Annotated in this window: 20 protein-coding genes; 11 read left to right on the top strand and 9 right to left on the bottom strand. The window is 71.3% G+C overall.

The window, feature by feature from the left end:
* Window positions 1–277: 277 nt before the first annotated feature.
* From ACFV0T_RS25870 to ACFV0T_RS25860, 3 genes are read left to right on the top strand one after another with little or no spacing between them, the layout of a single operon-like run.
* Window positions 278–1162: an ABC transporter substrate-binding protein gene (locus tag ACFV0T_RS25870; protein ID WP_385783583.1), complete on the top strand. Its 885-nt coding sequence runs from the start codon at window positions 278–280 to the stop codon at window positions 1160–1162.
* Window positions 1159–2100, top strand: a complete 942-nt coding sequence (locus ACFV0T_RS25865; protein WP_385783580.1) for an amino acid ABC transporter permease — start codon at window positions 1159–1161, stop codon at window positions 2098–2100. The genes ACFV0T_RS25870 and ACFV0T_RS25865 overlap by 4 nt, the downstream gene beginning before the upstream one ends.
* Entirely contained in the window at window positions 2097–2849 is a 753-nt protein-coding gene (locus ACFV0T_RS25860) for an amino acid ABC transporter ATP-binding protein (protein ID WP_385783577.1), read from the top strand. Before ACFV0T_RS25865 ends, ACFV0T_RS25860 begins: the two co-directional genes overlap by 4 nt.
* A gap of 10 nt (window positions 2850–2859) precedes the next feature.
* Here the strand turns inward: ACFV0T_RS25860 and aroQ are convergent, their stop codons facing one another.
* Window positions 2860–3333, bottom strand: a complete 474-nt coding sequence (gene aroQ / locus ACFV0T_RS25855; RefSeq protein WP_385783695.1) for a type II 3-dehydroquinate dehydratase — start codon at window positions 3331–3333, stop codon at window positions 2860–2862.
* A 182-nt stretch (window positions 3334–3515) separates the two neighbouring features.
* Between aroQ and ACFV0T_RS25850 the strand changes: the two genes are divergently transcribed.
* Window positions 3516–4787 (top strand): MFS transporter, encoded by a 1272-nt coding sequence (locus ACFV0T_RS25850; protein WP_385783574.1) that lies wholly within the window; start codon window positions 3516–3518, stop codon window positions 4785–4787.
* A 75-nt stretch (window positions 4788–4862) separates the two neighbouring features.
* On the opposite strand, the gene ACFV0T_RS25845 is transcribed toward ACFV0T_RS25850, so the two are convergent.
* The 6 genes from ACFV0T_RS25845 to ACFV0T_RS25820 all read right to left on the bottom strand — a co-directional run bounded on the left by ACFV0T_RS25845 (window position 4863) and on the right by ACFV0T_RS25820 (window position 13345).
* A complete protein-coding gene (locus tag ACFV0T_RS25845) occupies window positions 4863–5963 on the bottom strand; it encodes a calcium:proton antiporter (RefSeq protein ID WP_385783571.1) in 1101 nt (366 codons plus the stop codon).
* A gap of 173 nt (window positions 5964–6136) precedes the next feature.
* Window positions 6137–7138, bottom strand: a complete 1002-nt coding sequence (locus ACFV0T_RS25840; protein ID WP_385783569.1) for a TerC family protein — start codon at window positions 7136–7138, stop codon at window positions 6137–6139.
* 286 nt (window positions 7139–7424) lie between these two features.
* Window positions 7425–9497, bottom strand: a complete 2073-nt coding sequence (locus ACFV0T_RS25835; RefSeq protein WP_385783566.1) for a TerD family protein — start codon at window positions 9495–9497, stop codon at window positions 7425–7427.
* A gap of 55 nt (window positions 9498–9552) precedes the next feature.
* The gene (locus tag ACFV0T_RS25830) at window positions 9553–10131 is read right to left on the bottom strand and encodes a TerD family protein (RefSeq protein ID WP_385783563.1); all 579 of its coding nucleotides are present in this window, start codon (window positions 10129–10131) and stop codon (window positions 9553–9555) included.
* A 156-nt stretch (window positions 10132–10287) separates the two neighbouring features.
* Window positions 10288–12438, bottom strand: coding sequence for an excinuclease ABC subunit UvrB (gene uvrB / locus ACFV0T_RS25825; RefSeq protein WP_385783561.1), 2151 nt, complete (start codon window positions 12436–12438; stop codon window positions 10288–10290).
* Between the two features lie 40 nt (window positions 12439–12478).
* A complete protein-coding gene (locus ACFV0T_RS25820) occupies window positions 12479–13345 on the bottom strand; it encodes an MHYT domain-containing protein (protein ID WP_385783559.1) in 867 nt (288 codons plus the stop codon).
* Between the two features lie 282 nt (window positions 13346–13627).
* On the opposite strand from ACFV0T_RS25820, the gene ACFV0T_RS25815 reads away from it, so the two are divergent.
* The 4 genes from ACFV0T_RS25815 (at window position 13628) to ACFV0T_RS25800 (ending at window position 17249) form a co-directional block, all read left to right on the top strand.
* Window positions 13628–14500 (top strand): glycerophosphodiester phosphodiesterase, encoded by an 873-nt coding sequence (locus ACFV0T_RS25815; RefSeq protein WP_385783556.1) that lies wholly within the window; start codon window positions 13628–13630, stop codon window positions 14498–14500.
* Window positions 14501–14693: 193 nt separating this feature from the next.
* Window positions 14694–15248 (top strand): methylated-DNA--[protein]-cysteine S-methyltransferase, encoded by a 555-nt coding sequence (locus ACFV0T_RS25810; RefSeq protein WP_385783553.1) that lies wholly within the window; start codon window positions 14694–14696, stop codon window positions 15246–15248.
* A 181-nt stretch (window positions 15249–15429) separates the two neighbouring features.
* The gene (locus tag ACFV0T_RS25805; protein ID WP_385783550.1) at window positions 15430–16338 is read left to right on the top strand and encodes a pseudouridine-5'-phosphate glycosidase; all 909 of its coding nucleotides are present in this window, start codon (window positions 15430–15432) and stop codon (window positions 16336–16338) included.
* Entirely contained in the window at window positions 16335–17249 is a 915-nt protein-coding gene (locus ACFV0T_RS25800) for a carbohydrate kinase family protein (protein ID WP_385783547.1), read from the top strand. The genes ACFV0T_RS25805 and ACFV0T_RS25800 overlap by 4 nt, the downstream gene beginning before the upstream one ends.
* Window positions 17250–17889: 640 nt before the next feature.
* On the opposite strand, the gene ACFV0T_RS25795 is transcribed toward ACFV0T_RS25800, so the two are convergent.
* Entirely contained in the window at window positions 17890–18684 is a 795-nt protein-coding gene (locus tag ACFV0T_RS25795) for a methyltransferase (RefSeq protein ID WP_385783544.1), read from the bottom strand.
* Between the two features lie 352 nt (window positions 18685–19036).
* On the opposite strand from ACFV0T_RS25795, the gene ACFV0T_RS25790 reads away from it, so the two are divergent.
* Entirely contained in the window at window positions 19037–20164 is a 1128-nt protein-coding gene (locus ACFV0T_RS25790) for a magnesium and cobalt transport protein CorA (protein ID WP_385783541.1), read from the top strand.
* Between the two features lie 152 nt (window positions 20165–20316).
* Here the strand turns inward: ACFV0T_RS25790 and ACFV0T_RS25785 are convergent, their stop codons facing one another.
* Window positions 20317–20949, bottom strand: coding sequence for a uridine kinase (locus tag ACFV0T_RS25785; RefSeq protein ID WP_385783538.1), 633 nt, complete (start codon window positions 20947–20949; stop codon window positions 20317–20319).
* 135 nt (window positions 20950–21084) lie between these two features.
* Between ACFV0T_RS25785 and ACFV0T_RS25780 the strand changes: the two genes are divergently transcribed.
* Window positions 21085–21783 carry a DUF2293 domain-containing protein gene (locus ACFV0T_RS25780; protein ID WP_385783536.1) on the top strand — a complete coding sequence of 233 codons (699 nt, stop codon included), beginning with the start codon at window positions 21085–21087 and terminating at the stop codon, window positions 21781–21783.
* Between the two features lie 244 nt (window positions 21784–22027).
* Complete coding sequence (locus tag ACFV0T_RS25775; protein WP_385783534.1) at window positions 22028–22507, top strand: DUF1772 domain-containing protein; 480 nt, start codon at window positions 22028–22030, stop codon at window positions 22505–22507.
* The last annotated feature ends 26 nt before the right edge of the window (window positions 22508–22533 follow it).

Raw genomic sequence — 22533 nt, 5'->3', positions numbered from 1 at the left:
CCCGCCCAGGATGACGGCTCCTGCGCGGTACGGGCCGCCGGCCTCTCGTTCCCCGCCCTCGGCCGGCGGCCCAGGCACAGCGCAGGACCAGGCACAGGACCAGGCACAGGAACTGGCACAGGAACTGGCACAGGACCAGTACAGGAACTGGCATAAGAACAAGCACGGTGGCGTGCCGCGCGGTGCCTGTTCACACGCGCGCAACACCCGTTCCCACCATGCGGACAACCGCGGTCGTGACCTCGACAAACGCGGCTTCCGCTGCCAATCTCCCGCCATGCACCCTGCCGCTCGTGTTCTGCGCCGCGCCGTCGCCGGCGCCACCGTAGCCCTGCTCGCCACCGCCGTCGGCTGTGCACCGCAGCCGGAGGAGAACTCGGCCGCCAAGCCCTCCGGTCCGGGCGCGCGCAGCTGCGCGAAGGACGAACTGGCCACCAAGACTCCGGGCAAGCTGACGATCGCCACCGACGAACCCGCGTACGAGCCATGGTTCAAGGACGACAAGCCCGCCGGCGGCGAGGGCTTCGAGTCGGCGGTCGCGTACGCCGTGGCCAAGCGGCTCGGCTACGACAGCGGTGCCGTCGTATGGCAGAGCGTCCCCTTCAACAAGGCGTTCGCGCCTGGGGAGAAGACCTTCGACTTCGACATCAACCAGGTGTCCATCAGCGCCGAACGCGCGAAGGCCGTGGACTTCTCCTCCGGCTACTACGACGTACGCCAGGCCGTCATCGCGCTGAAAGGCTCCAAGGCCGCGAAGGCCACGAGCATCGCGGACCTGAAGGACGTGAAGCTGGGCGCCCAGGTCGGCACCACCAGCCTCGACTACATCGACGACGTGGTGAAGCCCGCGCGGGCCGCCGCCGTGTACGCCAAGAACGACCAGGCCAAGTCGGCGCTGAAGAACGGTCAGGTCGACGCCGTCGTCACCGACCTGCCGACCGCCTTCTACATCACGGCGGCCGAGGTGACCGACGCGAAGATCGTCGGCCAGTTCGAGAACCGGGCCGGCGCTGCGGAGCAGTTCGGGCTCGTGCTCGACAAGGGCAGCGCGCTCACCTCCTGCGTGACGGGGGCCGTGGACGCCCTGCGCGAGGACGGCACGCTGGCGAAGCTGGAGCAGCGGTGGCTCTCCGACGCCGTCGACGCCCCGGTCCTCAAGTGACGCTCACGAAGGACGAGTCCGGCCAGGAGGACGCGGACGACGGGGCCGGCCGGAGCGGCGACGCCACGGGGATCGCGCCCGGGGCGGACGACGCGTACACCCCGTCTCCGCGACGCCTGGAACGCGAGCGCCACAAGCGGGCCCGGGCGCGCCGCGCCACGGCGGTCGCCGCGCTCTCGACCCTGGTCACCGGTGTCGTCCTCTACCTGGTCGTGGTCGGCGCGCCGGGCTGGCCGCGCACCAAGGAGACGTTCTTCAACGGGCGGTACGCGCGCGAGGCGTTCCCCAAGGTGCTCGACGGGCTGTGGCTGAACGTCCGGCTGCTGCTGGTCTGCGGCACCGCCGTACTGGTCCTGGGGATGCTCATCGCCATCGCCCGGACGCTGCGCGGCCCGGTGTTCTTCCCGCTGCGGGTCCTGGCGGCCGCGTACACCGACTTCTTCCGCGGACTCCCCCTCATCATCAATCTGATGATCGTGGTCCTGGGCGTGCCCGCGCTGCGGCTGCAAGGGGTGACGGTCGACCCGATCCTGCTGGGCGGTACGGCGCTCACGCTGACGTACTCGGCCTACGTCGCCGAGGTGTTCCGCGCCGGCATCGAGTCCGTGCACCCCTCGCAGCGCGCAGCGGCCCGTTCCCTCGGCCTGAACAACCTTCAGGCGCTGCGGTACGTGATCCTGCCTCAGGCGGTACGCCGTCAGGTGCCGCCGCTGCTCAACGATCTGGTGTCGCTCCAGAAGGACACCGGTCTCGTGTCGATCGGCGGGGCGATCGACGCCGTACGGGCCGCGGACATCATCGTGGGCCGCAGCCTCAACTACACGCCCTACGTCGTCGCGGGCCTGGTCTTCGTGGCGCTGACCATTCCGATGACCCGCTTCACGGACTGGGTGACGGCCAGGATGGACCGTCGGCGGGCTCAGGGAGGATCCCTATGAGCGACACTCCGGTGCTGCGGATGGAATCCGTCCGCAAGACCTTCGGCGGCTCCGTCGTCCTGCGGGACGTCGACCTCACGGTCGCCCCGCACACGGTGACCGCGCTGATCGGCGCCTCCGGCTCCGGCAAGTCCACCCTGCTGCGGTGCGCGAGCCTCCTGGAGGACATCGACGACGGCGCGATCTGGCTGGACGACGAGGAGATCACCGACCCGCGTGTGGACCAGGACGCGGTACGCCGCCGTATCGGGGTGGTCTTCCAGGCGTACAACCTGTTCCCGCACATGACGGTGTCGCAGAACATCACGCTCGCCCCTCGCCGGGTGCACGGCGTCTCCCGCGCGCGGGCCGAGGAGCGGGCCGGGGAACTGCTGGAGCGGCTGGGGCTCGCGGGCCGGGCCGGGGAGTACCCCGACCGGCTGAGCGGAGGCCAGCAGCAGCGTGTGGCGATCGCGCGCGCCCTGGCCGTACGTCCCCGGCTGCTGCTCCTCGACGAGGTCACCGCCGCCCTGGATCCCGAACTCGTGGGCGAGGTCCTCGATGTCGTCCGCGATCTGAAGGACGACGGCATGACCATGGTGCTCGCCACCCACGAGATGGGCTTCGCCCGCGAAGTCGCCGACCAGGTCTGTTTCCTGGACGGAGGCGTGGTGCTGGAACGCGGCACCGCCGAGCAGCTCTTCGGCGACCCGCAGCAGGAGCGCACCCGGCGTTTCCTGCGGCGGATCGTGGAGGCGGGTCGCCTGTAGCTCGGCGGGGTTACGCGTCGGCCCGGACCGGGCCGGCCAGCGCGGCGACCCGCTCCACCCCGAACACGTACCCCTGCACCCCGCACCCGGCGATGACACCGTCGGCGCGCAGCGAGACGTAGGAGTGGTGCCGGAACGACTCGCGCCGGTGGATGTTGGAGATGTGGACCTCCAGCACCGGCAGGCCGTCGCAGGCGTTGAGCGCGTCCAGGATCGCGACGGACGTGTGCGAGTAGGCGCCCGGGTTGATGACGATGCCGCAGTGGTTCAGGCGGGTCTCGTGGATCCAGTCGACCAGTTCGCCCTCGTGGTTGGACTGCCGGAAGTCCACCGTGCCGCCGTGCGCGGCCGCCGCCTTGACGCACAGGGCCTCGACGTCGGCGAGCGTGTCGGAGCCGTAGATCTCCGGCTGGCGCTGCCCCAGGAGGTTCAGGTTGGGTCCGTTGAGGATCATGATCGGGGCGTTGGCCAGGGTGCGGGGCACGGTTCCTCCGGTCCGTTCGAGCGGTGCGTCCACCAGGGGCGGTCCTTCGGGAACGCCGTTCGGACCCGGTCTATCACGATGCCGCCGAACGTCGACCGCGCTCCCGCGCGCCCCCGTAACCCATGGTCACCGTGGGTAGTTGACGCGGCATGCACGATGTACACACCGTAAGGAAACCCGGCATGCTGCGGCTCGCGACCGCCTCGCTCGCCGGAACGGCCATCGAGTTCTACGACTTCTTCGTCTACGGGACCGCCGCGGCGCTGGTCCTTGGGCCCCTGTTCTTCCCGACGTTCTCGCCGCTGGCGGGGACGCTGGCCGCCTTCGGAACCTTCGGCGTGGGCTTCGTGGCGCGGCCGCTGGGCTCGGTGCTGTTCGGGCACGTCGGGGACCGGCGCGGACGGCGGCCGGTGCTCGTCGCGTCCCTGCTGCTGACCGGCGCCTCGACGGTCGCGGTCGGCTGCGTCCCGTCGTACGACACGATCGGCGTGGCCGCTCCCGTCCTGCTCCTCGTCCTGCGCTTCCTGCAAGGGCTGGGGCTCGGCGGGGAGTGGGGCGGTGCGGTGCTGCTGACCGCGGAACACGCGCCGGCGGAACGGCGCGGGCTGTGGGCGAGCTTCCCGCAGATCGGGCCCGCGGTGGGCTTCCTGCTGGCCAACGGCGTGATGCTGGTCCTGTCGGCGACGCTGTCCGACGCGCAGTTCGCCCAGTGGGGGTGGCGGGTGCCGTTCTGGGCGGCAGGGCTGCTGGCCACGGCGGGGCTGTGGCTTCGCTCGTCGCTCACCGAGAGTCCACGTTTCCTGGAGATCGACGACCCCGCTCGGGTACCGCTCGCCGAGGTCACACGCGACCACTGGCGGCTGGTGCTGCTCACGGCGGGCGCGCTCGCGGCCGGGTACGCGATCTTCTACGCCGTGACGACCTGGTCCCTCGCCTTCGGGACGGAACGGCTCGGGGTGGACCGCACGGTCATGCTCGCCTGCATCATGGCGGCGGTGGTGGTGAAGGGCGCGCTGACGCCGCTGGCGGCGGTGCTGGGCGACCGCTTCGGGCGGCGGCCGATGTGCCTGGCCGGGTGCGCGGGCTCAGTCCTGTGGATGTTCCCGATGGTCGCGCTCCTGGCCACCGGCCAGCCGCTGCTGATGTTCCTCGGCTTCCTGGGCGCGCTGATCGCGTTCATCACGATGTTCGCCGTGATCGCCGCCTATCTGCCGGAACTGTACGAGCCGCGGGTGCGCTGCACCGGCGCCGCGGTCGGGTACAACCTCGGCGGTGTCCTCGGCGGCGCGCTCACACCGATCGTGGCGACGGCACTCGCCGAACACGGCGGACGGGTCCCGTGGGGCGTCGGCGCCTATCTGACGGCCGTCTCGCTGCTCAGCCTCGCCTGCTTCGCCCTGCTGCCGGAGACCCGGCCGGTACGGGTGCCCACGCCGGCGCCGGTCTGGGACTGACCGCCGGTCCCGGGCACGCGCGGAGTCCGGCAGGCGACGACCGCGGCCGGCGGTACCCCGAGGAGCCGGCGCCGGTCAGGGGTTGATCGCCAGCTCCAGGTAGGCGGCGAACAGCACCAGGTGCACGCCGCCCTGGAGCGGCGTGGCCCGGCCCGGCACCACGGTCAGCGAGCTCACCACCACGGTCAGGGCGAGCAGCACCATGTGGGTGGAGCCGAGGCCGAGGACGAGCGGTCCGGAGAGCCACAAGGACGCGAGGGCGACCGCGGGGATGGTCAGGCCGATGCTGGCCATCGCGGAGCCGAGGGCGAGGTTGAGGCTGGTCTGCACCCGGTCGCGGCGGGCGCTCCGCAGCGCGGCGATGGTCTCGGGAAGCAGCACCAGCAGTGCGATGATCACGCCGACCACGGCCTGGTGCAGTCCGGCGGCCTGCACGCCCGACTCGATCGTCGGCGACACTCCCTTGGCGAGGCCCACGACTCCGATCAGGGCGAGGCCCAGCAGTCCCAGGCTGAGCTGTGCGGTGCGGCGGGACGGCGCCTCGGCGTGCTCGTCCGTGGTGATCACCCCGCCCTGCCGGGTGATCGGCAGGAAGTAGTCGCGGTGTCGCACGGTCTGGGTCGCCACGAACAGGCCGTACAGGATCAGTGAGGACAGTGCGGCGAAAGTGAGCTGTACGGAGGAGAACTCGGGGCCCGGCTTGCTCGTGGTGAACGTGGGCAGCACCAAGCTGAGCGTGGCCAGCGTCGCGACTGTCGCGAGGGCGGCGCCGGTCCCCTCGGGGTTGAAGATCGCCGTACCGTGGCGCAGCGAGGCGACGAGGAGGCTCAGGCCGACGATGCCGTTGCAGGTGATCATCACGGCCGCGAAGACCGTGTCCCTGGCCAGGGTCGAGCTCTTGGCCCCGCCGTCCGCCATGAGGGTCACGATCAGGGCGACCTCGATGATCGTGACGGCGACGGCGAGCACCAGGGAGCCGAAGGGTTCGCCCACCCGGTGCGCGACCACCTCTGCGTGGTGCACGGCGGCCAGCACGGCCCCGGCCAGGACCACGGTCACCAGGGCGACCACCGCGCCGGGCAGATCGCGCCCCCAGGTGAGGACGAGCAGGACGATCGCGATCACCGGCACGAGCGACGTCCACTGCGTGGTGAGCGACCTGAGCCGAGCGATCATGGAGCGATCGTCGCAGAGGCGTTCGTCGTTCGCATTTTGCGGCTGCGGGATCAGCATCGCCCCGTCCTGGAGGACGAGGCGATGCGTGGGGCACCCGGCGTAGCACCGGGAGCGGGTGGCGGCAATCAGCCGCGCACCCCTCCCCGTGGCGGTTGTTCCTACGCCTGACGTGGTCAGACGTCGATGCTGTCCTTCGGAGCGCCTTCGCCGGCGGCCCGCGCCGTCTCGGCCGTCGCCTGCTTCCGTGAGGCGCGCAGACTGGTGATCGTGGTGACGATCAGGACGGAGCAGATCACGCCGAGCGAGACCGGGATGCTGATCTCCGGGACGTGCACCCCGGCCTCGTGCAGCGCGTGCAGCACCAGCTTGACGCCGATGAAGCCCAGGATGATCGACAGGCCGTAGGAGAGGTGGACCAGCTTCCTCAGCAGGCCGCCGATGAGGAAGTACAGCTGCCTCAGGCCCATGAGCGCGAACGCGTTGGCCGTGAAGACGATGTAGGGGTCCTGGGTCAGGCCGAAGATCGCCGGGATGGAGTCGAGGGCGAACAGCACGTCCGTCGTACCGATCGCGAGCATCACGACCAGCATCGGGGTCATGACCCGCTTGCCGTTCTGCTGGATCCACAGCTTGGTGCCGTGGTAGCGGTCGGCCACGCCGAAGCGGCGCTCGGCGGCCTTGAGCAGCTTGTTCTCCTCGAACTCCTCGTCGTCCCGGTCGGCCCGGGCCTCCTTGACGAGCTTCCAGGCGGTCCAGATCAGGAAGGCGCCGAAGATGAAGAAGACCCAGCTGAAGCTGGCGAGGATCGCGGCGCCTGCGGCGATGAAGACGGCCCGCAGGACCAGGGCTATGAGCACGCCGACGAGGAGCACCCGCTGCTGGTACTGCGTGGGCACCGCGAATTTCGCCATGATCAGGACGAAGACGAAGAGGTTGTCGACGCTCAGCGACTTCTCGGTGATGAAGCCCGCGAAGAACTCTCCGGCGGGCTGGCCGCCACCGAAGAGGAACAGGCCGAGGCCGAAGAGGCCGGCCAGGGCGATCCAGACGACCGTCCAGATGCCCGCTTCCTTGACGGACACGTCGTGCGGCTTGCGGCCGATGAAGAAGTCGACCGCGATCAGGGCGGCCAGGCCCGCGATGGTAAGGACCCACAGGGTCAGGGAAACATCCACTGCGCCTCCGGCAGTACGTAACGGCAGGTAGTCAGCGTCGTCGCGCTGCCGGAGGTCTCTTCCACCCCGGGCCCGGCGCTCGGAGCGCCTGTGCAGCCGCACGGGCCGACGCCCCGGGATCTGGCCAGATCCGTATTGACGGGTACGCCGCAGCAGATAGGGAGTACTCCCCTCCGTACGGAAAACAGTACCCAATCACCAAGGAAAGGTAAAGCGATTGGCAAAAGAAAGACCAAATATGCAGGTCAGTGCACTTTACGTATGCTTGACGTAAGCGTGGAGGCCGCTATCCGTGCCAGCCGCGACGGGCCGCCGCCACCTGCGTGAGCACGCTCTGCAGGACCTGACTGCCGGGCGGTACGAGCGAGGGCTCGTACGTCCAGGCGTGCCCGACCCACGGGTCGGCGAGGTGGTCGTCCGGCAGCGGGGTCAGTCGCAGCAGCGAGCGCCACAACGGGTCCAGCAACGGACCGTAACCGGCGGCGTCCTCGCGGTCGGCCACCATCATCAGGTGGACACCGACGGCCGGACCCTCGTCCGCGAGATACCGCAGCTGGGTCACGGCACGGTCGTCGAAGCCGTGCGGAAAGTCGTTGACGACGAGCAACTGCTGCGAGGTGTCGAAGCCCGGCGGCAACGAGTCGGCCGCGCCGGCGCGCGCCGCCATCTGGACCAGGTCCACGCGCCGGGTGAGCAGGCCCAGGACGTCCGCCACACCCGCGGCGCCGACGGCGGGCGCAGCGGCCAGCACATCGGTCTGCGCCAGTGGCGCGAGCGAGCGTGCCGCCGAACCGGCCGGGTCGATCACGTGCACGGTGAACTCGCCCGCCGGGTGCACGGCGAGCAGCCGGGCCGCGTGCGCCACCGCTGTCTCCATCGCGAGGTGCCGCAGTTCATGGGCGTCGGCGAACGAACCGTCGGACGATCCGGCCTGTCCGCTGTCGATCCACAGACCGCGCTCCAACGGCAGCCTCACCAGCATCGGAATGCGCAGCTGAGAGGCTTCGGGCAGGTGGAGATCGCCGATGCGCAGCGCCATGGGCATCTCCATCGGCACCCGGTAGCCGTGCCAGACGGGGCTGCCCCAGCCGGCGTACGCCGGCGGCAGCGCGGGCTCGACGACCTCGGCCTCGGCGGTGAGCTGGGCGAGATCCCGGTCCAGGGCCTGCGTGGCCTGGTCGACGAGCCGGCTGTACTTGGCGTGGGCCGCCTCTCGTGCGGCGTCGCCCTGCCCGCCGATCCGGCTGCGCGGGTCGGACAGCACCTGGTCGAGCTCCTTGTCCCGGCGGGAGTCGGCGAAGTCGACGGCACTGCGGTAGGCGGCCGTGGTGCGGGCGAGGTCCTCGAACATGCCCCACACCTGGTTGTAGAGCCGCTCGTCCATGGACCAGCCGGTCGCATCGCCCGCGACGGGCCGCGCGGGCTGCCCGGGCGAGGCCGGGGGCGCGGTGGGCGGGGGCGTCGAGGTTGCGTTCTGCCGACGGGGATGGCTGTAGTCGATCGGACCGGTCCCGGTGGTCGGCGCGGAGGGCGCCGTGACAGCGGAGGGATCGGCCGGCGCGGCGGAGGGCGTGACGGTGGCGTCGGCCGACGTCGTGCCGCCCGGATACGCGGATGGCGGCCCGGGCTGCCCCGGTACCCCGGGCGACTGGAGGGCGTACGGGTCCTGGGGCACAGCAGTGGGCTGCGACGGTACGGGGCCGGTGGCGCCCTGGGCCGACGTGCCACCGTGTTCCGGGCCGCGGGCCGCGGGCTGCCGGGAACGGTCACCGTCCGCAGCGCGCGGGGAGGGTGCCTGGACCGAGCGGGCCAGGCCCTCGGCCACCGCCTCCTGGATACCGGCCGCGAGATGCCGGGCCTCGGGCAGGCCCTGGTCGGTGAGGAGTTCGGCGAGACCGCCCGCGTATCCCTGGCCGACGGCGCGGACCTTCCACGCGCCCTGTCTGCGGTAGAGCTCCACGGCGACGACGGCCGTCTCTGCGTCCAGGCCGGTCATGGTGTAGCTGGCGACCTCGCTGCCGTCCAGGCCCGTGACGGCGACGAACGGTGCCGCGACCACGCCGAAGCGGTCCGGGCCGATGGCGTCGGGCAGGGCGAGCAGCACGCTGAGACGGTGCACGGTCTCCGGCATGGCGGCCAGGTCCACCGCGAGGCGGTGGTCGGCGGCCGCCTGGCGGGAGACCTCGAGACCGGGCAGGGCGGGGGCGCCCGGGTGGGCGACCCACTCGGCACCGTGGATCCTGCCCTGCTCGTCGCCGAGCGTGGCGGCGGCCACGACCGGCCTGCCCGCCGAGACCCGGATCTCCAGACGGACCTGGGAGAGCGGGTGGTTCTGCCCCCGCACCAGCTCGGCCGTCATCGCCTTCGCCCCCTGCTGTCGCCGTGTCGTGTCGTGTGCCGCCTGCGCGGTCGTCCTACAGCAGCGGCAGGATCGCCGGCATCAGGTCCTGGAAGGTGCGGCCGTTGGCCGGGGTACCGAGGGCCGTCATCGACCAGCCGGAGCCGGACCGGTGCACCTTGGCCATGACCTGGGCGGTGTAGGAGCCGCCGCCCGCCAGCGTGTAGCGGGCGAGTTCCTGGCCGTTGGTCTCGTCGACCAGACGGCAGAACGCGTTCTGCACTTCCTGGAAGGTCTGGCCCGTGAAGGAGTTCACGGTGAAGACGATCTGGTCGATGTGGACCGGCACGCGCTGGAGGTCGACGAGCACGGCCTCGTCGTCACCGCCCTGGCCGACACCGCCGACGAGGTTGTCACCGGTGTGGCGCACCGAGCCGTCATCGCTGACCAGGTGGCGGAAGAAGACGACGTCGACGGGCTGCTTGTCCGCGAACAGGACGGCGGAGGCGTCGAGGTCGATCTCCCGGGTGCGCGAGCCGAACAGGCCCCGCCGGGGAGCCGCCTGCCAGCCGAGACCCATGCGGACCGCGGTCAGGCTGCCCCCGTCGTTCTTCTGCAGACTGATGGCCTGACCCTTGGTCATGTTGACGGTCACGGCTTCTTCCCCTCTCGAACTGTCCCCTGTTGCCGCGGATTCCGCGGGTTGTCCAGAACCCTACGCAGTGGCACGTACCGCGCCGAACCCCGGTCCGCACTTTGTGTCGGTCTTGCAACACAGTGCGCTACACCGGGGTCCGGCGGAGCATCGGGATCAGGCCAGGCCCGCTTCCCGCATCTGCCTCAGTTCCTTCTTCATCTCCGACACCTCGTCGCGCAGCCGGGCGGCGATCTCGAACTGGAGGTCCGCTGCGGCGGCGCGCATGCGCTGTGTCAGCTCCTCGATCTGCTCGGCGAGGTCGGCCGCCGGACGGTCGGTCGGCACCGTCTCCTTGTCCTTGCCCCTGGCGGCCTTGCCGGCCTTCGCGCCCTTGGCCGCCTTGCCACCGAGGGAGGGCACCGGGGCCTTCGTGCCGTGCCCGTCCTTCTTCGCCCGGCGATAGCCGGAGCCGAGCAGCTGCTCGGTGTCGACGTCCTCGCGGGCGATCTGCGCCACGATGTCGTTGATCTTCTTGCGCAGCGGCTGCGGGTCGATGCCGTGCGCCGTGTTGTACGCGACCTGCTTCTCGCGCCGTCGGTTGGTCTCGTCGATGGCCCGCTCCATCGCCGGGGTGATCTTGTCGGCGTACATGTGGACCTGGCCGGAGACGTTGCGCGCGGCGCGGCCGATGGTCTGGATCAGGGAGGTGCCGGAGCGCAGGAAGCCCTCCTTGTCGGCGTCGAGGATCGCCACCAGGGAGACCTCGGGCAGGTCGAGTCCCTCACGCAGCAGGTTGATGCCCACGAGGACGTCGAACTCGCCGGAGCGCAGTTCACGCAGCAGTTCGACGCGGCGCAGGGTGTCGACGTCGCTGTGCAGATAGCGCACCTGGATGCCGAGTTCCAGGAAGTAGGCGGTGAGGTCCTCGGCCATCTTCTTGGTGAGCGTGGTGACCAGGACGCGCTCGTCCTTCTCGACCCGCCCCCGGATCTCGTGGACCAGGTCGTCGATCTGCCCCTCGGTGGGCTTGACGACGACCTCCGGGTCGATGAGCCCGGTGGGCCGGATGATCTGTTCGACGACGCCGTCCCCGCGCGAGAGCTCGTACTTGCCGGGAGTCGCCGACAGATAGACCGTCTGTCCGACGCGCTCCTGGAACTCCTCCCACTTCAGTGGGCGGTTGTCGAGGGCGGAGGGCAGCCGGAAGCCGTGGTCGACGAGAGTCCGCTTGCGGGAGGCGTCACCCTCGTACATGGCGCCGATCTGCGGCACGGTGACGTGCGACTCGTCGATGACGAGCAGGAAGTCGTCGGGGAAGTAGTCGAGCAGGGTGTTCGGCGGCGAGCCGGGCAGGCGGCCGTCGAAGTGCATCGAGTAGTTCTCGACGCCGGAGCAGCTGCCGATCTGGCGGAGCATCTCGAGGTCGTAGGTGGTCCGCATCCGCAGGCGCTGCGCCTCCAGGAGCTTGCCCTGCTTCTCCAGCTCGGCCAGACGCTCCCCGAGCTCCTTCTCGATGTCGTTGACAGCCCGCTCCATGCGCTCGGGGCCGGCGACGTAGTGGGTGGCGGGGAAGACGTACAGCTGCTCGTCGTCACTGATGATCTCGCCGGTGAGCGGGTGCAGGGTGGACAGCGCCTCGATCTCGTCGCCGAACATCTCGATGCGGACGGCCAGCTCCTCGTAGACCGGGAAGATCTCGATGGTGTCGCCGCGGACCCGGAAGCTGCCACGGCTGAACGCCACGTCGTTGCGCGTGTACTGGATGTCCACGAAACGGCGCAGCAGCTGGTCGCGGTCGATCTCGTCACCGACGCGGAGCGGGACCATCCGGTCCACGTACTCCTGCGGGGTGCCGAGGCCGTAGATGCAGGAGACCGAGGCGACCACGATCACGTCGCGGCGGGTGAGCAGCGAGTTGGTCGAGGAGTGGCGCAGCCGCTCGACCTCCTCGTTGATCGAGGAGTCCTTCTCGATGTAGGTGTCCGACTGCGGGACGTAGGCCTCTGGCTGGTAGTAGTCGTAGTACGAGACGAAGTACTCGACCGCGTTGTTCGGCAGCAGTTCGCGGAACTCGTTCGCCAGCTGGGCGGCCAGGGTCTTGTTCGGCGCCATCACGAGGGTGGGGCGCTGGAGCTTCTCGATCATCCACGCGGTGGTGGCGGACTTGCCGGTGCCGGTCGCGCCGAGCAGGACGACGTCCTTCTCACCGGCCTCGATGCGCCGCGCCAGTTCGGCGATGGCCGCCGGCTGGTCGCCGCTGGGCTGGTAGGGGCTGACGACCTCGAAGGGCGCCACCGTGCGTTCGATGTGGGAAACGGGCCGCATGGAGTCCACCGTACGACCCCCCACTGACAACGGGGTCGGCTCAGCGGCCCTGCGCGGTCCCCGAGCGGCCTTGTGCCGGATCCCGGCGGGGCCGCAGCGGCACGCGGCGGCCGGGGTGCTCCACCGCGGGATGGGCCGGGACGCCGGGTTTGTGCTCGGCGGCGGGCCTGGCGGGCTTGCCCATGATCATCAGTGGATCGAACACCACGACGGCGCCGGCGAGGCAGAGGAAGGCGAGCGGGCCGATGAGCATCGGCGCCAGCAGTGACGCGGGCGAGTCGCCGGGGGTGGCGTCGGGCGTCGTATGGAGGTGGACGCTGAGGGCTGCCATCCCCGTGTAGTGCATGCCGCTGACGGCGAGCCCCATCACGAGGCTCGCGCCGACGCTCCAGAGCAGCCCCCTGACCTGGCCGGCCGCCCACAGGGCGGCGGTGGCGGCGACCATCGCGATGACGACGGAGGCGGCGACGGTGACGGTGTTGTACTCCAGCTTCCCGTTCAGCCGCAGGCCGGCCATTCCCAGGTAGTGCATCGAGGCGATGCCGAGGCCGGTGATCGTGCCCCCGGTGAAGAGGGCCGTTCCGCTGGCGCCCTTGTAGCCGACGATGAAGATCCCGACGCCCACCATGACGATGGCGACGCCGAGACTGGCGTACGTCGTCGGCTTGTCGTAGTGGATCGGCGCCTCATGGACCGAGAAGCCCATCATGGCGATGAAGTGCATGGTCCATATGCCGGAGCCGATCGCCGCCGAGCCGAGGGCCAGCCAGCCAAGACGCCAGGAGTGGGCGACGAGCAGGGCTCTGGTGGTGCACCGCAGGCCGAGAGCGCCACCGAGGCAGGCCATGAGAAACGCCACCACCGGTGTGACGAGCCCGTAGCTGAATCCGTCGACCGTGCCTTGCATGCGCGGCTGCCCTTCCGCCCTGTTGCGTCCTGGAATTCCCCGAAATGCGCCCCCCCTCCCAGGACCGCACGAGCGGTCAGGGTTCAGGCAGAGAGTATGACCCCCACTGGAATGGTCGAACGATTTTCCGGCAAAGAAACACGCCTTTGCCGCACATGTGCGGTACCAGTGAGCGGACTTGGGCAACTCCGTTCAATCCGTGGTCATGCCGCGCACCCCTCGCCGTCGACTCTCTGCTGTCACAGTTGAGCTGTCCGTGATCGCTCGACGCGAGGAGTTCGCATGTACGCGCGCGCACTTGCCGCCCTGACGACCGCGCTCCTGGCCACCATGGCCCTGCTGACCCCGTCCTCCGACGCCCGGGCCCACACCGACCCGCAGCCCACGGTCATCGCCCACCGGGGCGCTTCCGCCTATGCCCCCGAGAACACCCTGGCCGCAGTCGACCGAGCGGCCGCGCTGGGCGTCGGCTGGGTGGAGAACGACGTCCAGCGCACCAGGGACGGCCGGCTCGTGGTGATCCACGACGACAGCCTCACGCGCACGACAGATGTGAAGAAGGTCTTCCCCGGCCGCTCCCCCTGGAAGGTGAAGGACCTCACGGCCGCCGAGATCGCCCGCCTCGACGCGGGGCGCTGGTTCGGCCCCGCCTACGCGGGCGCGCGCGTGCCGACGCTGGAGCAGTACATGCGCCGTGTCGAGAGCAACCACCAGAACCTGCTCCTGGAGATCAAGAATCCGGAGCTCTACCCGGGCGTCGAGGAACAGATCCTCAAGCTCCTCGGCGACCTGGGCTGGCTCGACCGGGAGCACCTCGCCCACCGGCTGATCGTGCAGAGCTTCAGCGCGGACAGCCTGCGCACCGTCCATGGCCTGAGGCCCGGTATCAGGACCGGGTTCCTCGGCAGGCCGTCGGTGGCGGACCTGCACACGTACGCGGCGTTCGCCGACGAGATCAACCCCTCGAACGCCTCCCTGTCCCGGGCCTACGTGTCCACGGTCCACGCGCTGACCGGGCCGCACGGCAGCCCGATGAAGGTCTCCGCCTGGACCGTCGACGACGCGGCGACCGCCCGGCGGGTCGCCCGCTACGGGGTCGACGGGGTCATCAGCAACAAGCCCGACGTGGTGCGGCAGGCCCTGTCGGGGTGCTGACCCGCACCGGGCCCTGGAAGCCGACGTCGCGTTCCCTGGGTGCGTGGTCCGTGCCCGTTCGCGGCCTGCCGTCCGTGCCTGGTCCGTGCCGATTCACGGCCTGTCGTCCGTGCCTGGTCCGTGCCGGTTCACGGCCTGTCGTCCGTGCTCGTCGGCGGGGGCGCTGTCAGTGGCGGGTCGTACGGTGGGTCGCATGAACAGCCATGGGCAGTACGAGCAGCAGGTCGTGTGGACCGTCGTCCCCACCGACATCGGTCCGCTGCTGCTGGCCGCGACCGGGGAGGGTCTGGTCAACGTCGTGTTCCACGCCACGGACGAGGTACGCGACAAGGCGCTGGACCGGCTCGCGGGCCGACTGGGCACCGAGCCCGTCGAGGCGTCCGGCTCCCCCCTGCTGGCCGAGGCGATACGCCAGCTCGAGGCGTACTTCGCGGGTGAGCGGCGCGACTTCGATCTGCCGCTGGACTGGTCGCTGATCTCGGGCTTCAACCGGCAGGTGCTGCGGGAGCTGGCCTCCGGTGTCCCGTTCGGCGCGGTCGTCGGCTACGGCGATCTGGCGGGCCGCGTCGGCCAGCCGGGCGCGGCCCAGGCGGTGGGTGTGGCGATGGGTTCCAACCCGCTGCCCGTGATCGTGCCCTGCCACCGGGTCGTCGAGCGCGACGGCGGCATCGGCGGGTTCGGGGGCGGCCTGGAGACCAAGCGGAAGCTGCTCGCTCTGGAAGGGGTACTGCCCGAGCCGCTCTTCTGAGCCGCGCCTCTGCGCCTCGCCCCTCAGCCACCGCCTCTCAGCCCCGCCCTTCAGCCACTTCTCCGAGCCGCGCCTCTGCCGTCTGGTGTCGTCTGGTCTCGTGCCCCGCCCGCGCGAGGGTTTGACCGGGCGCGCCGCCCGCCAGAGATGAGGGAGAAACCGCAAGACAGGAGGCAGGCGCGTGGTGCTGAAGGTGTCCGAAGAGGTACGGGAAGCGATCGACGCCCGTCGACCGGTGGTGGCGCTGGAGTCCACGATCATCGCGCATGGGCTGCCACGCCCGCGCAACCTACAGGTCGCGCTGGAGCTGGAGGCGGCCGTACGGCAGGAAGGCGCCATACCGGCGACGATCGCCGTACTCGACGGGCGGCCCCACGTCGGCCTCGACAAGGACCAGTTGGAGCGGGTCGCGAACGAGGACGGGATCCGCAAGCTCGGCCATCGTGACCTGCCGCTCGCGGTGGCCTCCGGGGCGAGTGGGGCGACGACGGTGTCGGCGACGGCGCTGCTGGCCACGCTCGCGGGTGTACGGGTGTTCGCGACGGGTGGGCTCGGCGGGGTGCACCGCGAGTGGACGGTGACGCAGGACGAGTCGGCGGACCTGGGCCTGCTGGCGCGCACCCGGATCACGGTGGTGTGCGCGGGCGTGAAGTCCATCCTGGACGTGCCGGCGACGCTCCAGCGACTGGAGACGCTGGGGGTCGCGGTGGCCGGGTACGGCACGGACCGCTTCCCCGGCTTCTACCTGTCCGACTCGGGCCATCCCGTGGACTGGCGACTGGACACCCCGGAACAGGTGGCGGACGTGATGCGGGCGCAGGACGCGGTCGACGGTCCGGAGTCGGCGTTGATCGTCGCCAACCCGGTCCCCGAGGGCGAGCAGCTGGATCCCGAGCTGCACGCGCGCGTGCTCGCCGACGCGCTGCACGCGTGCGAGGAGGAGGGGATCACCGGACAGGCGGTCACACCGTTCCTGCTCGGCTACCTCGTGCGCCACACGGACGGTGCCTCGCTGAGCGCCAATCTGGCGGCCGTGCGCGGCAACGTACGGCTGGCGGGCCGGATCGCCGCGGCGTGGGCCGCGGGGTGACGCTCCGACGGGACGGCGCGCTGCTGGTCGTGGGAGACGTGGTCACCGACGTCGTGGCCCGGCATCGGGGGCCGCTCGCCTCCGGCACCGACACGGCCGCCGCGATCCGGACCCTGCCCGGTGGCGCGGGCGCCAACGTGGCGTGCTGGGCGGCCCACGGAGGCTGTCCCGATGTGCGGCTCCTCGGGCGGGTGGGCACGGACGCGGCCGCGTGGCACGAGCAGGAGCTGGCCCGCCACGGGGTGCGTCCGCGGCTCGTCGTGGACCCCGAGGCGCCGACCGGGACGGTGGTCTGCCTGGTCGACACGGGGGACGGGGGCGAGCGGACGTTCCTCACGGACAGCGGCGCGTCCCTGCGGCTCGACCCGGGTGACTGGTCGGACGCGCTGCTCGACGGGGTCGCGTGGCTCCATCTGTCGGGCTATCTGCTGTTCTCGGAGCCGAGCCGGGCGCTGGTGGCGGTGGCGCTGGAGTCGGCCCGCGCGCGTGGCGTGCCGGTGAGCCTGGATCCCGCGTCGGCCGGATTCCTCGTCGGTCTGGGTGTCGGCCGCTTCCTGGACCTCGTCGAAGGGGTGGAGGTCCTGCTGCCGAGCCGGGACGAGGCGTGTCTGCTCACCGGGCTGCCCGATGCGGCGGACGCGGCGGCCAAGCTGAGCCGCCACGTCCCGCTGGTGGTCGCCAAACAGGGTGCCGACGGTGCGCTGGTGGCGCGGTCCGGCGCCGTGCGGGCCCGCGTTCCCGCCGTGCCGGCGACGCCCCGGGACAGCACGGGAGCGGGCGACGCCTTCACCGGGGCCTTCCTCGCGGCCCTGCTCGCCGGCGGCGCGCCCGAGGAGGCGGCGGCCGAAGGGTGCCGGGCGGGGGCGCGGGCGGTAGAACGAGTGGGCGGGAGACCGCCCGGCTCCGGGTGAGGCGAGAGCGGCGGAGCGCGGAGCCGAAGCGCCGGGCCCGGGCGGGGGCCCGGGCCCGGACACGGCACGGTTCGGACACGAATCCGAGCGTGCCCGGCCCGGGCACGAATCCGTACGGTCCCCGGGCACGAGTCCCTGCGGGCCCGGGGCGCGGACAGGGGCACGAACCCGAACTCGGAGTCGGTGCCGGCCCGGGGCGCGGACAGGGGCACGAACCCGAACTCGGAGTCGGTGCCGGCCCGAACGCGGAGTCGATGCGGGCCCGAACGCGGAGTCGGTGCGGGCCCGAACTCGGAGTCGGTGCGGGCCCGAACGCGGAGTCGGTGCGGGCCCGAACGCGGAGTCGGTGCGGGCCGCGGCCACGCCGTGGGCAGCCGCCCCGCGAGGCGGCCCGGACACCTGAGGCCCGGATGTCCCGGGCCCGAATGTCCCCGGGCCGGACGTCCCGGACCTGGAGGCCCGGCGGCCCGGTTTTCGGGACCCGGCAGTCCGGGGCCAGGATGCCCCAGCCCCTTCCTCCCCAAGCCCTCCCAAAGCCCTCCCGAAGCCCTCCCGAAGCCGCCTCCGGGGTCCTCCCGAAGCCGTCCGGAGTCTGCTGGAGCCCCGCCCTCCAAGGCTTCCTCGTCCAGATCCGGCCTGCCTACGCCTTGCGTCCCCACGCCGAGATCATCGGGGCTGTGGCCAGGTCCATGCTGCCGGATGCCACGTTCGCCAGATGGCGGTCGATGTCCCCGTCCGTGGCCAGACCGGCGGTGACGAGTTGGCCGCGGATCTGACGGACCGTGGCGGACTCCAGGGCGGCGCAGGCGGGTGAGGTGACCGGGAAGTACGCGTCGGCCTCGACCTGGCGCAGCCCGGCCTCGCGCAGCAGGCGCGGGAGCTTGCGCCCGTAGGAGAGGTCGGCGCCACGATCGGCGAGGAGCTTACGGAATCCGTGCCGCAGCCGGTTCGCCAACCGCTGCTCGGGGCCGCGCTCGTCGGGGCACAGGAGGGGCTGAAGCGCGGGATCGGCGTCTTCGAGCAGGAGCCGTCCGCCGGAGCGCAGGGCTTTGATCATCGACTGCAACGCCCGCTCGCGGTCCGGTACATGAACGAGGACGAGCCGAGCGTGCACCAGGTCGAAACCCTCTACCGGCGGCTCCTGCGTACCCACGTCGTGGACTCGCACCTCGACCGGTGGACGGGCCACCTTGGCGAGCCGCGAGGTGTCGATGTCGGTCGCGACGACCTTGCCGGTCGGCCCGACCTTCTTGGCCAGCCAGGACACCACGGAGGTACCGCCGGCGCCGACTTCCCAGCAGCGCCAGCCGGGCCCGACACCGAGCCTTTCCAGGTGCCGGAAGGTCGTGGGGTCGAAGAGGTCGGCGAAGGCGTCGAATCGTTCTGCCGCCTCGGTCTGCTGATTGTCGAGGAGATATCCGTCGGTTCGCGTCATGCTGCGATCATCCCAGTTGCCCCGCTTGTCCCGGGTGGTCGACGCTCCGGGCGACGAGCCGCCCGGCAGCCCCGCAGCCCCCCAGCTCCCCAGCCCCGCAGCCCCCCAGCCCGGCAGCCCGGCAGCCCGGCAGCCCGGCAGCCCGGCAGCCCGGCAGCCCGGCAGCCCGGCAGCCCGGGCGGCAACGGCCCGGACGCGGTTCCGTCACAGCACGGGACCGGTTCGTCCACAGCCGGGTGCTGAGCGGAATCCTCCGTTCCCACAGGCTTTCCCGGCCTTCACCCAAGCCTGGCAAACTGGCACGCCAGGGCGCGGAAGTACGGCGCGGGGAGATCCACGCAAGGAGATCCAGATGTCCATGGCAGGGAATCTGCGGAAGGTCACAGGCCTCGGCGGGGTCGGCGGCCTGCGCAAGGTCGCACGGCTGGCTCGGCGGCGCCCGCGCGTCGACCTGAGCCATCCCGTGCGGTCCCCGCTGGGCTCCTCCGTGGTGAACTGCGTGACCTACCGGGACGGCGTGCGGGCTCCGGGCGGCCACGATCTGGTCGACGCCGTGGAGCGGGTGCGCAAGAGCGGCGACGGTTTCGTCTGGCTCGGCCTCCACGAGCCCACGGACCAGGAGTTCGCGGGCATCGCCGAGCTGTTCGACCTGCATCCGCTCGCGGTCGAGGACGCGGTCGAGGCCCACCAGCGCCCCAAGGTCGAGCGGTACGGCGAGACACTGTTCGCGGTGTTCAAATCGGTCTGCTACGTCGAGCACGAGGAACTCACCGCGACCAGCGAGGTGGTGAACACCGGCGAGATCATGGTGTTCGTCGGCCATGACTTCGTGATCACGGTGCGGCACGGCCGGCACGGCTCACTGGGTCCGTTGCGCGAGGAACTGGAGAGCAACCCCGCCCAGCTCGCGAAGGGTCCGTCCGCGGTGCTGCACGCGGTCGCGGACCATGTGGTCGACGACTACCTCAGTGTCACCGATTCGGTACACCTGGACATCGACCAAGTCGAGACGGACGTGTTCACGGCGGACGGCGGACGGGCCGACCCGGGTCGCATATATCAGCTCAAGCGGGAACTCCTGGAGCTGAAGCGGGCGGTGGTCCCGCTCGCCCGGCCGCTCCAGGATCTCTCCGACCGGCCGATGCGGGTGGTCGACCCGGAGATACAGGCCTACTTCCGCGACGTCTCCGACCATCTGCTGCGGGCCACGGAGCAGGTCGCCGCGTTCGACGAACTGCTCAACTCCATTCTTCAGGCGCACCTCGCACAGGTCACCGTCGCGCAGAACGAGGACATGCGGAAGATCACGGCGTGGGCGGCGGTGATCGCCGTACCGACGATGGTCTGCGGGCTGTACGGAATGAACTTCGACCATATGCCCGAGCTGCACTGGCGGTTCGGCTACCCCCTGGTCATAGGCGTGATCGTGGCGGCCTGTCTGGTGCTGTACCGCGGCTTCCGGCGCAACGGCTGGCTCTGACCGGCGGTCGCGGCGGGAGCGGCGTTCAGGCCGCGAAGCCCACGACCGAGGTGTGGGGATCGGCGAGGTCGAAGACCGACCGCCGATGCGGGGACCGCCGCGGAGGTCGCGCGCCTCCTGGAGCACCTTCCGGACCACGCTTCCGTACCGGATCAACCGCCCCACGCCGGGTGCCGTGGATCGTCGGCGCGCACCAGGACGTCGGCCGTGCCGGCGGGGCCGGTCTCCCGTTCGTACCGCTCGAAGGCGGGGAGCGTCCAGTGGTCGGCCTCGGGGGTACGGCGACGCAGGGCGGCCGGGGAGAGGAGGACGTGGACGGTCAGGTCGAACGGGAACCAGTGCCGCAGCAGGAGGGGGCCGTGCAGCAACAAGATGCCGCCGGGCGGGAGTTGGACGTAGGGGCTGCGGGTGGCGCGGTCGGTGACCGGGTCCCAGAGGTCGGGCAGGATCCGGCCGTCGCCGCCGGGTTCGAGGGGGCCGAACACCTCGCGCCACAGGGCGCCGGTGTCGAACCAGCCGTTGTAGTAGGCCTCCACGTCGTGGTGGCCGTACTCCAGTCGCAGCGAGGCAGGGCGCAGGAAGCCCTCCGTGGCCACGACGCGCGAAGGCCGACCGCGTACGCGCAGGGCTTCGGCGACCCGTTCGGCGAGATCTCCGGGGCGGGCCGCCGGGGCGCCGTCGAAGGCGATCCGCGGCCAGGGACTGCCGTCGCCCGGCTTCAGGTCGAGCAGCCGCTCGGCGAGGAGGTCGCCGAGCCGTTCCCAGGTGATCGCTTCGAGTCGCACACGGCCATGATGCCGCGTCGGCCCGGCATCCGGCGGTGGCCGACCGTACGCAGGAGCGGAGGTCCGTCGGCGGGGCGGTGCCCGACGGACCCGGGACGGCGTGGGAACGTGCCCAGCAGCGGGAATGAAGGCGGTATGGCGCTCCTCGCAACTCCTGAGACCAGTAGCGGACTTCTCGTTTTCCAGCCGCTGCGGCGAAAGCAGTGCGCCGGGTGCCGTCGTGGGCCGCTGCCGATGCTCGTCCTCGAAGGCGGGGTGCCGCGCTGCCTCGACTGTGCCGATCTGGGGCATCTGGTGTTCCTGCCGCGCGGCGACACGGCACTGACCCGCAGGACCCGGGAGGAGAGCGCGCTGTCGGCGGTGGTCGTGCGCTTCAACCGGCGCAAGGCCCGTTACGAGCGCCAGGGTGTCCTGGTCGAGGAAGCCGCGCTGGCCCGGGCCGAGGAACGCTGCCTCGCGGACGCGGAGGCACGGCGACGGCGCCGGGTACGGGACGCCCGGCGGCGGGCGGCCGAGGACGTGCGGTTCACGGACGCGTTCGCGGCGGAGATCCGGCGGCTGTTCCCCGGCTGTCCGGCAGGGCGGGCGCGGGCCGTCGCGGCGCACGCGTCGGCGCGGGGCAGCGGCCGGGTGGGCCGCAGCGCGGCCGGGCGGGCGCTGTCCGAGGCGGCGGTGGTCTCGGCGGTCGTGGCCTCCGTACGGCACCTGGACACGCCGTACGACCAACTGCTCATGGACGGTGTGCCCCGGCACGAGGCGCGGCGGCGGATCGCGGCGGACGTGCAGTCGGCGCTGGTCGCATGGCGGCAGGAGGAACGCGGCTCCGCCGGGTGAGCCACGGACGGGCGGGGCGGGCAGGGCGGCCGAGGCGGCAGGACGGACCGGGGCGGGGGCGAGGCGGGCGACGCGGGCGGACCGGGGCGGGGGCCGCGAGGCGGGCGACGCGGGCGGGCCGGACGGCGGCGCGCACGCCTCGGCGCTTCTCGACCATGACCACTGTTCACGTATGCGATTTCACTTGTGGTGACGGAAGGTGCCGGGCAAGATCTCGGCTCGACGGGCGGGAGCTGACGTAGAGATGATCGACGGACCGTACTTGGTACTGGCGGCGCTGGGTGTCCTCGGCTCCGCGCTGATGGCCGGGGTGTTCTGTGCCTTCTCGGTGCTGGTGATGCGGGGGCTCGCGGCGCTTCCGCCGGCCCAGGGGGTCGCCGCGATGAACGCGATCAACTCCTCCGCCATGACACCCGCGTTCATGATCGTGTTTCTTGGGGCGGCCGCGTTGTGCGCGGTGATCGCCGTGGTGACGTTCGTCCTGTGGCCCGACGACGGGACCATCGAGTTGCTGTCGGGCAGCGCGCTGTACCTGGTCGGTTCGTTCGGGGTGACGGTGGCCGCGAACGTGCCGCGCAACGAGCAGCTGATGAAGCTGGAGGCGGGCACCCCGGAAGCGGTCAGGTACTGGCCGGTGTACGTGCGCGAGTGGACGCTGTGGAACCACGTGCGGGCGCTGGCCTCGGCCGCCGCCGCGGTCGCGTACCTGCTGGCGCTGGTCTGAGAGGGCGCAGGTCCACGAGCCGGTAC

The sequence above is a fragment of the Streptomyces sp. NPDC059582 genome (genome assembly GCF_042735715.1).
Taxonomy (GTDB): Bacteria; Actinomycetota; Actinomycetes; order Streptomycetales; family Streptomycetaceae; genus Streptomyces.
Note: the sequence above shows the minus strand (reverse complement) of the source record. Positions and strands in the feature narration are given on the sequence as shown.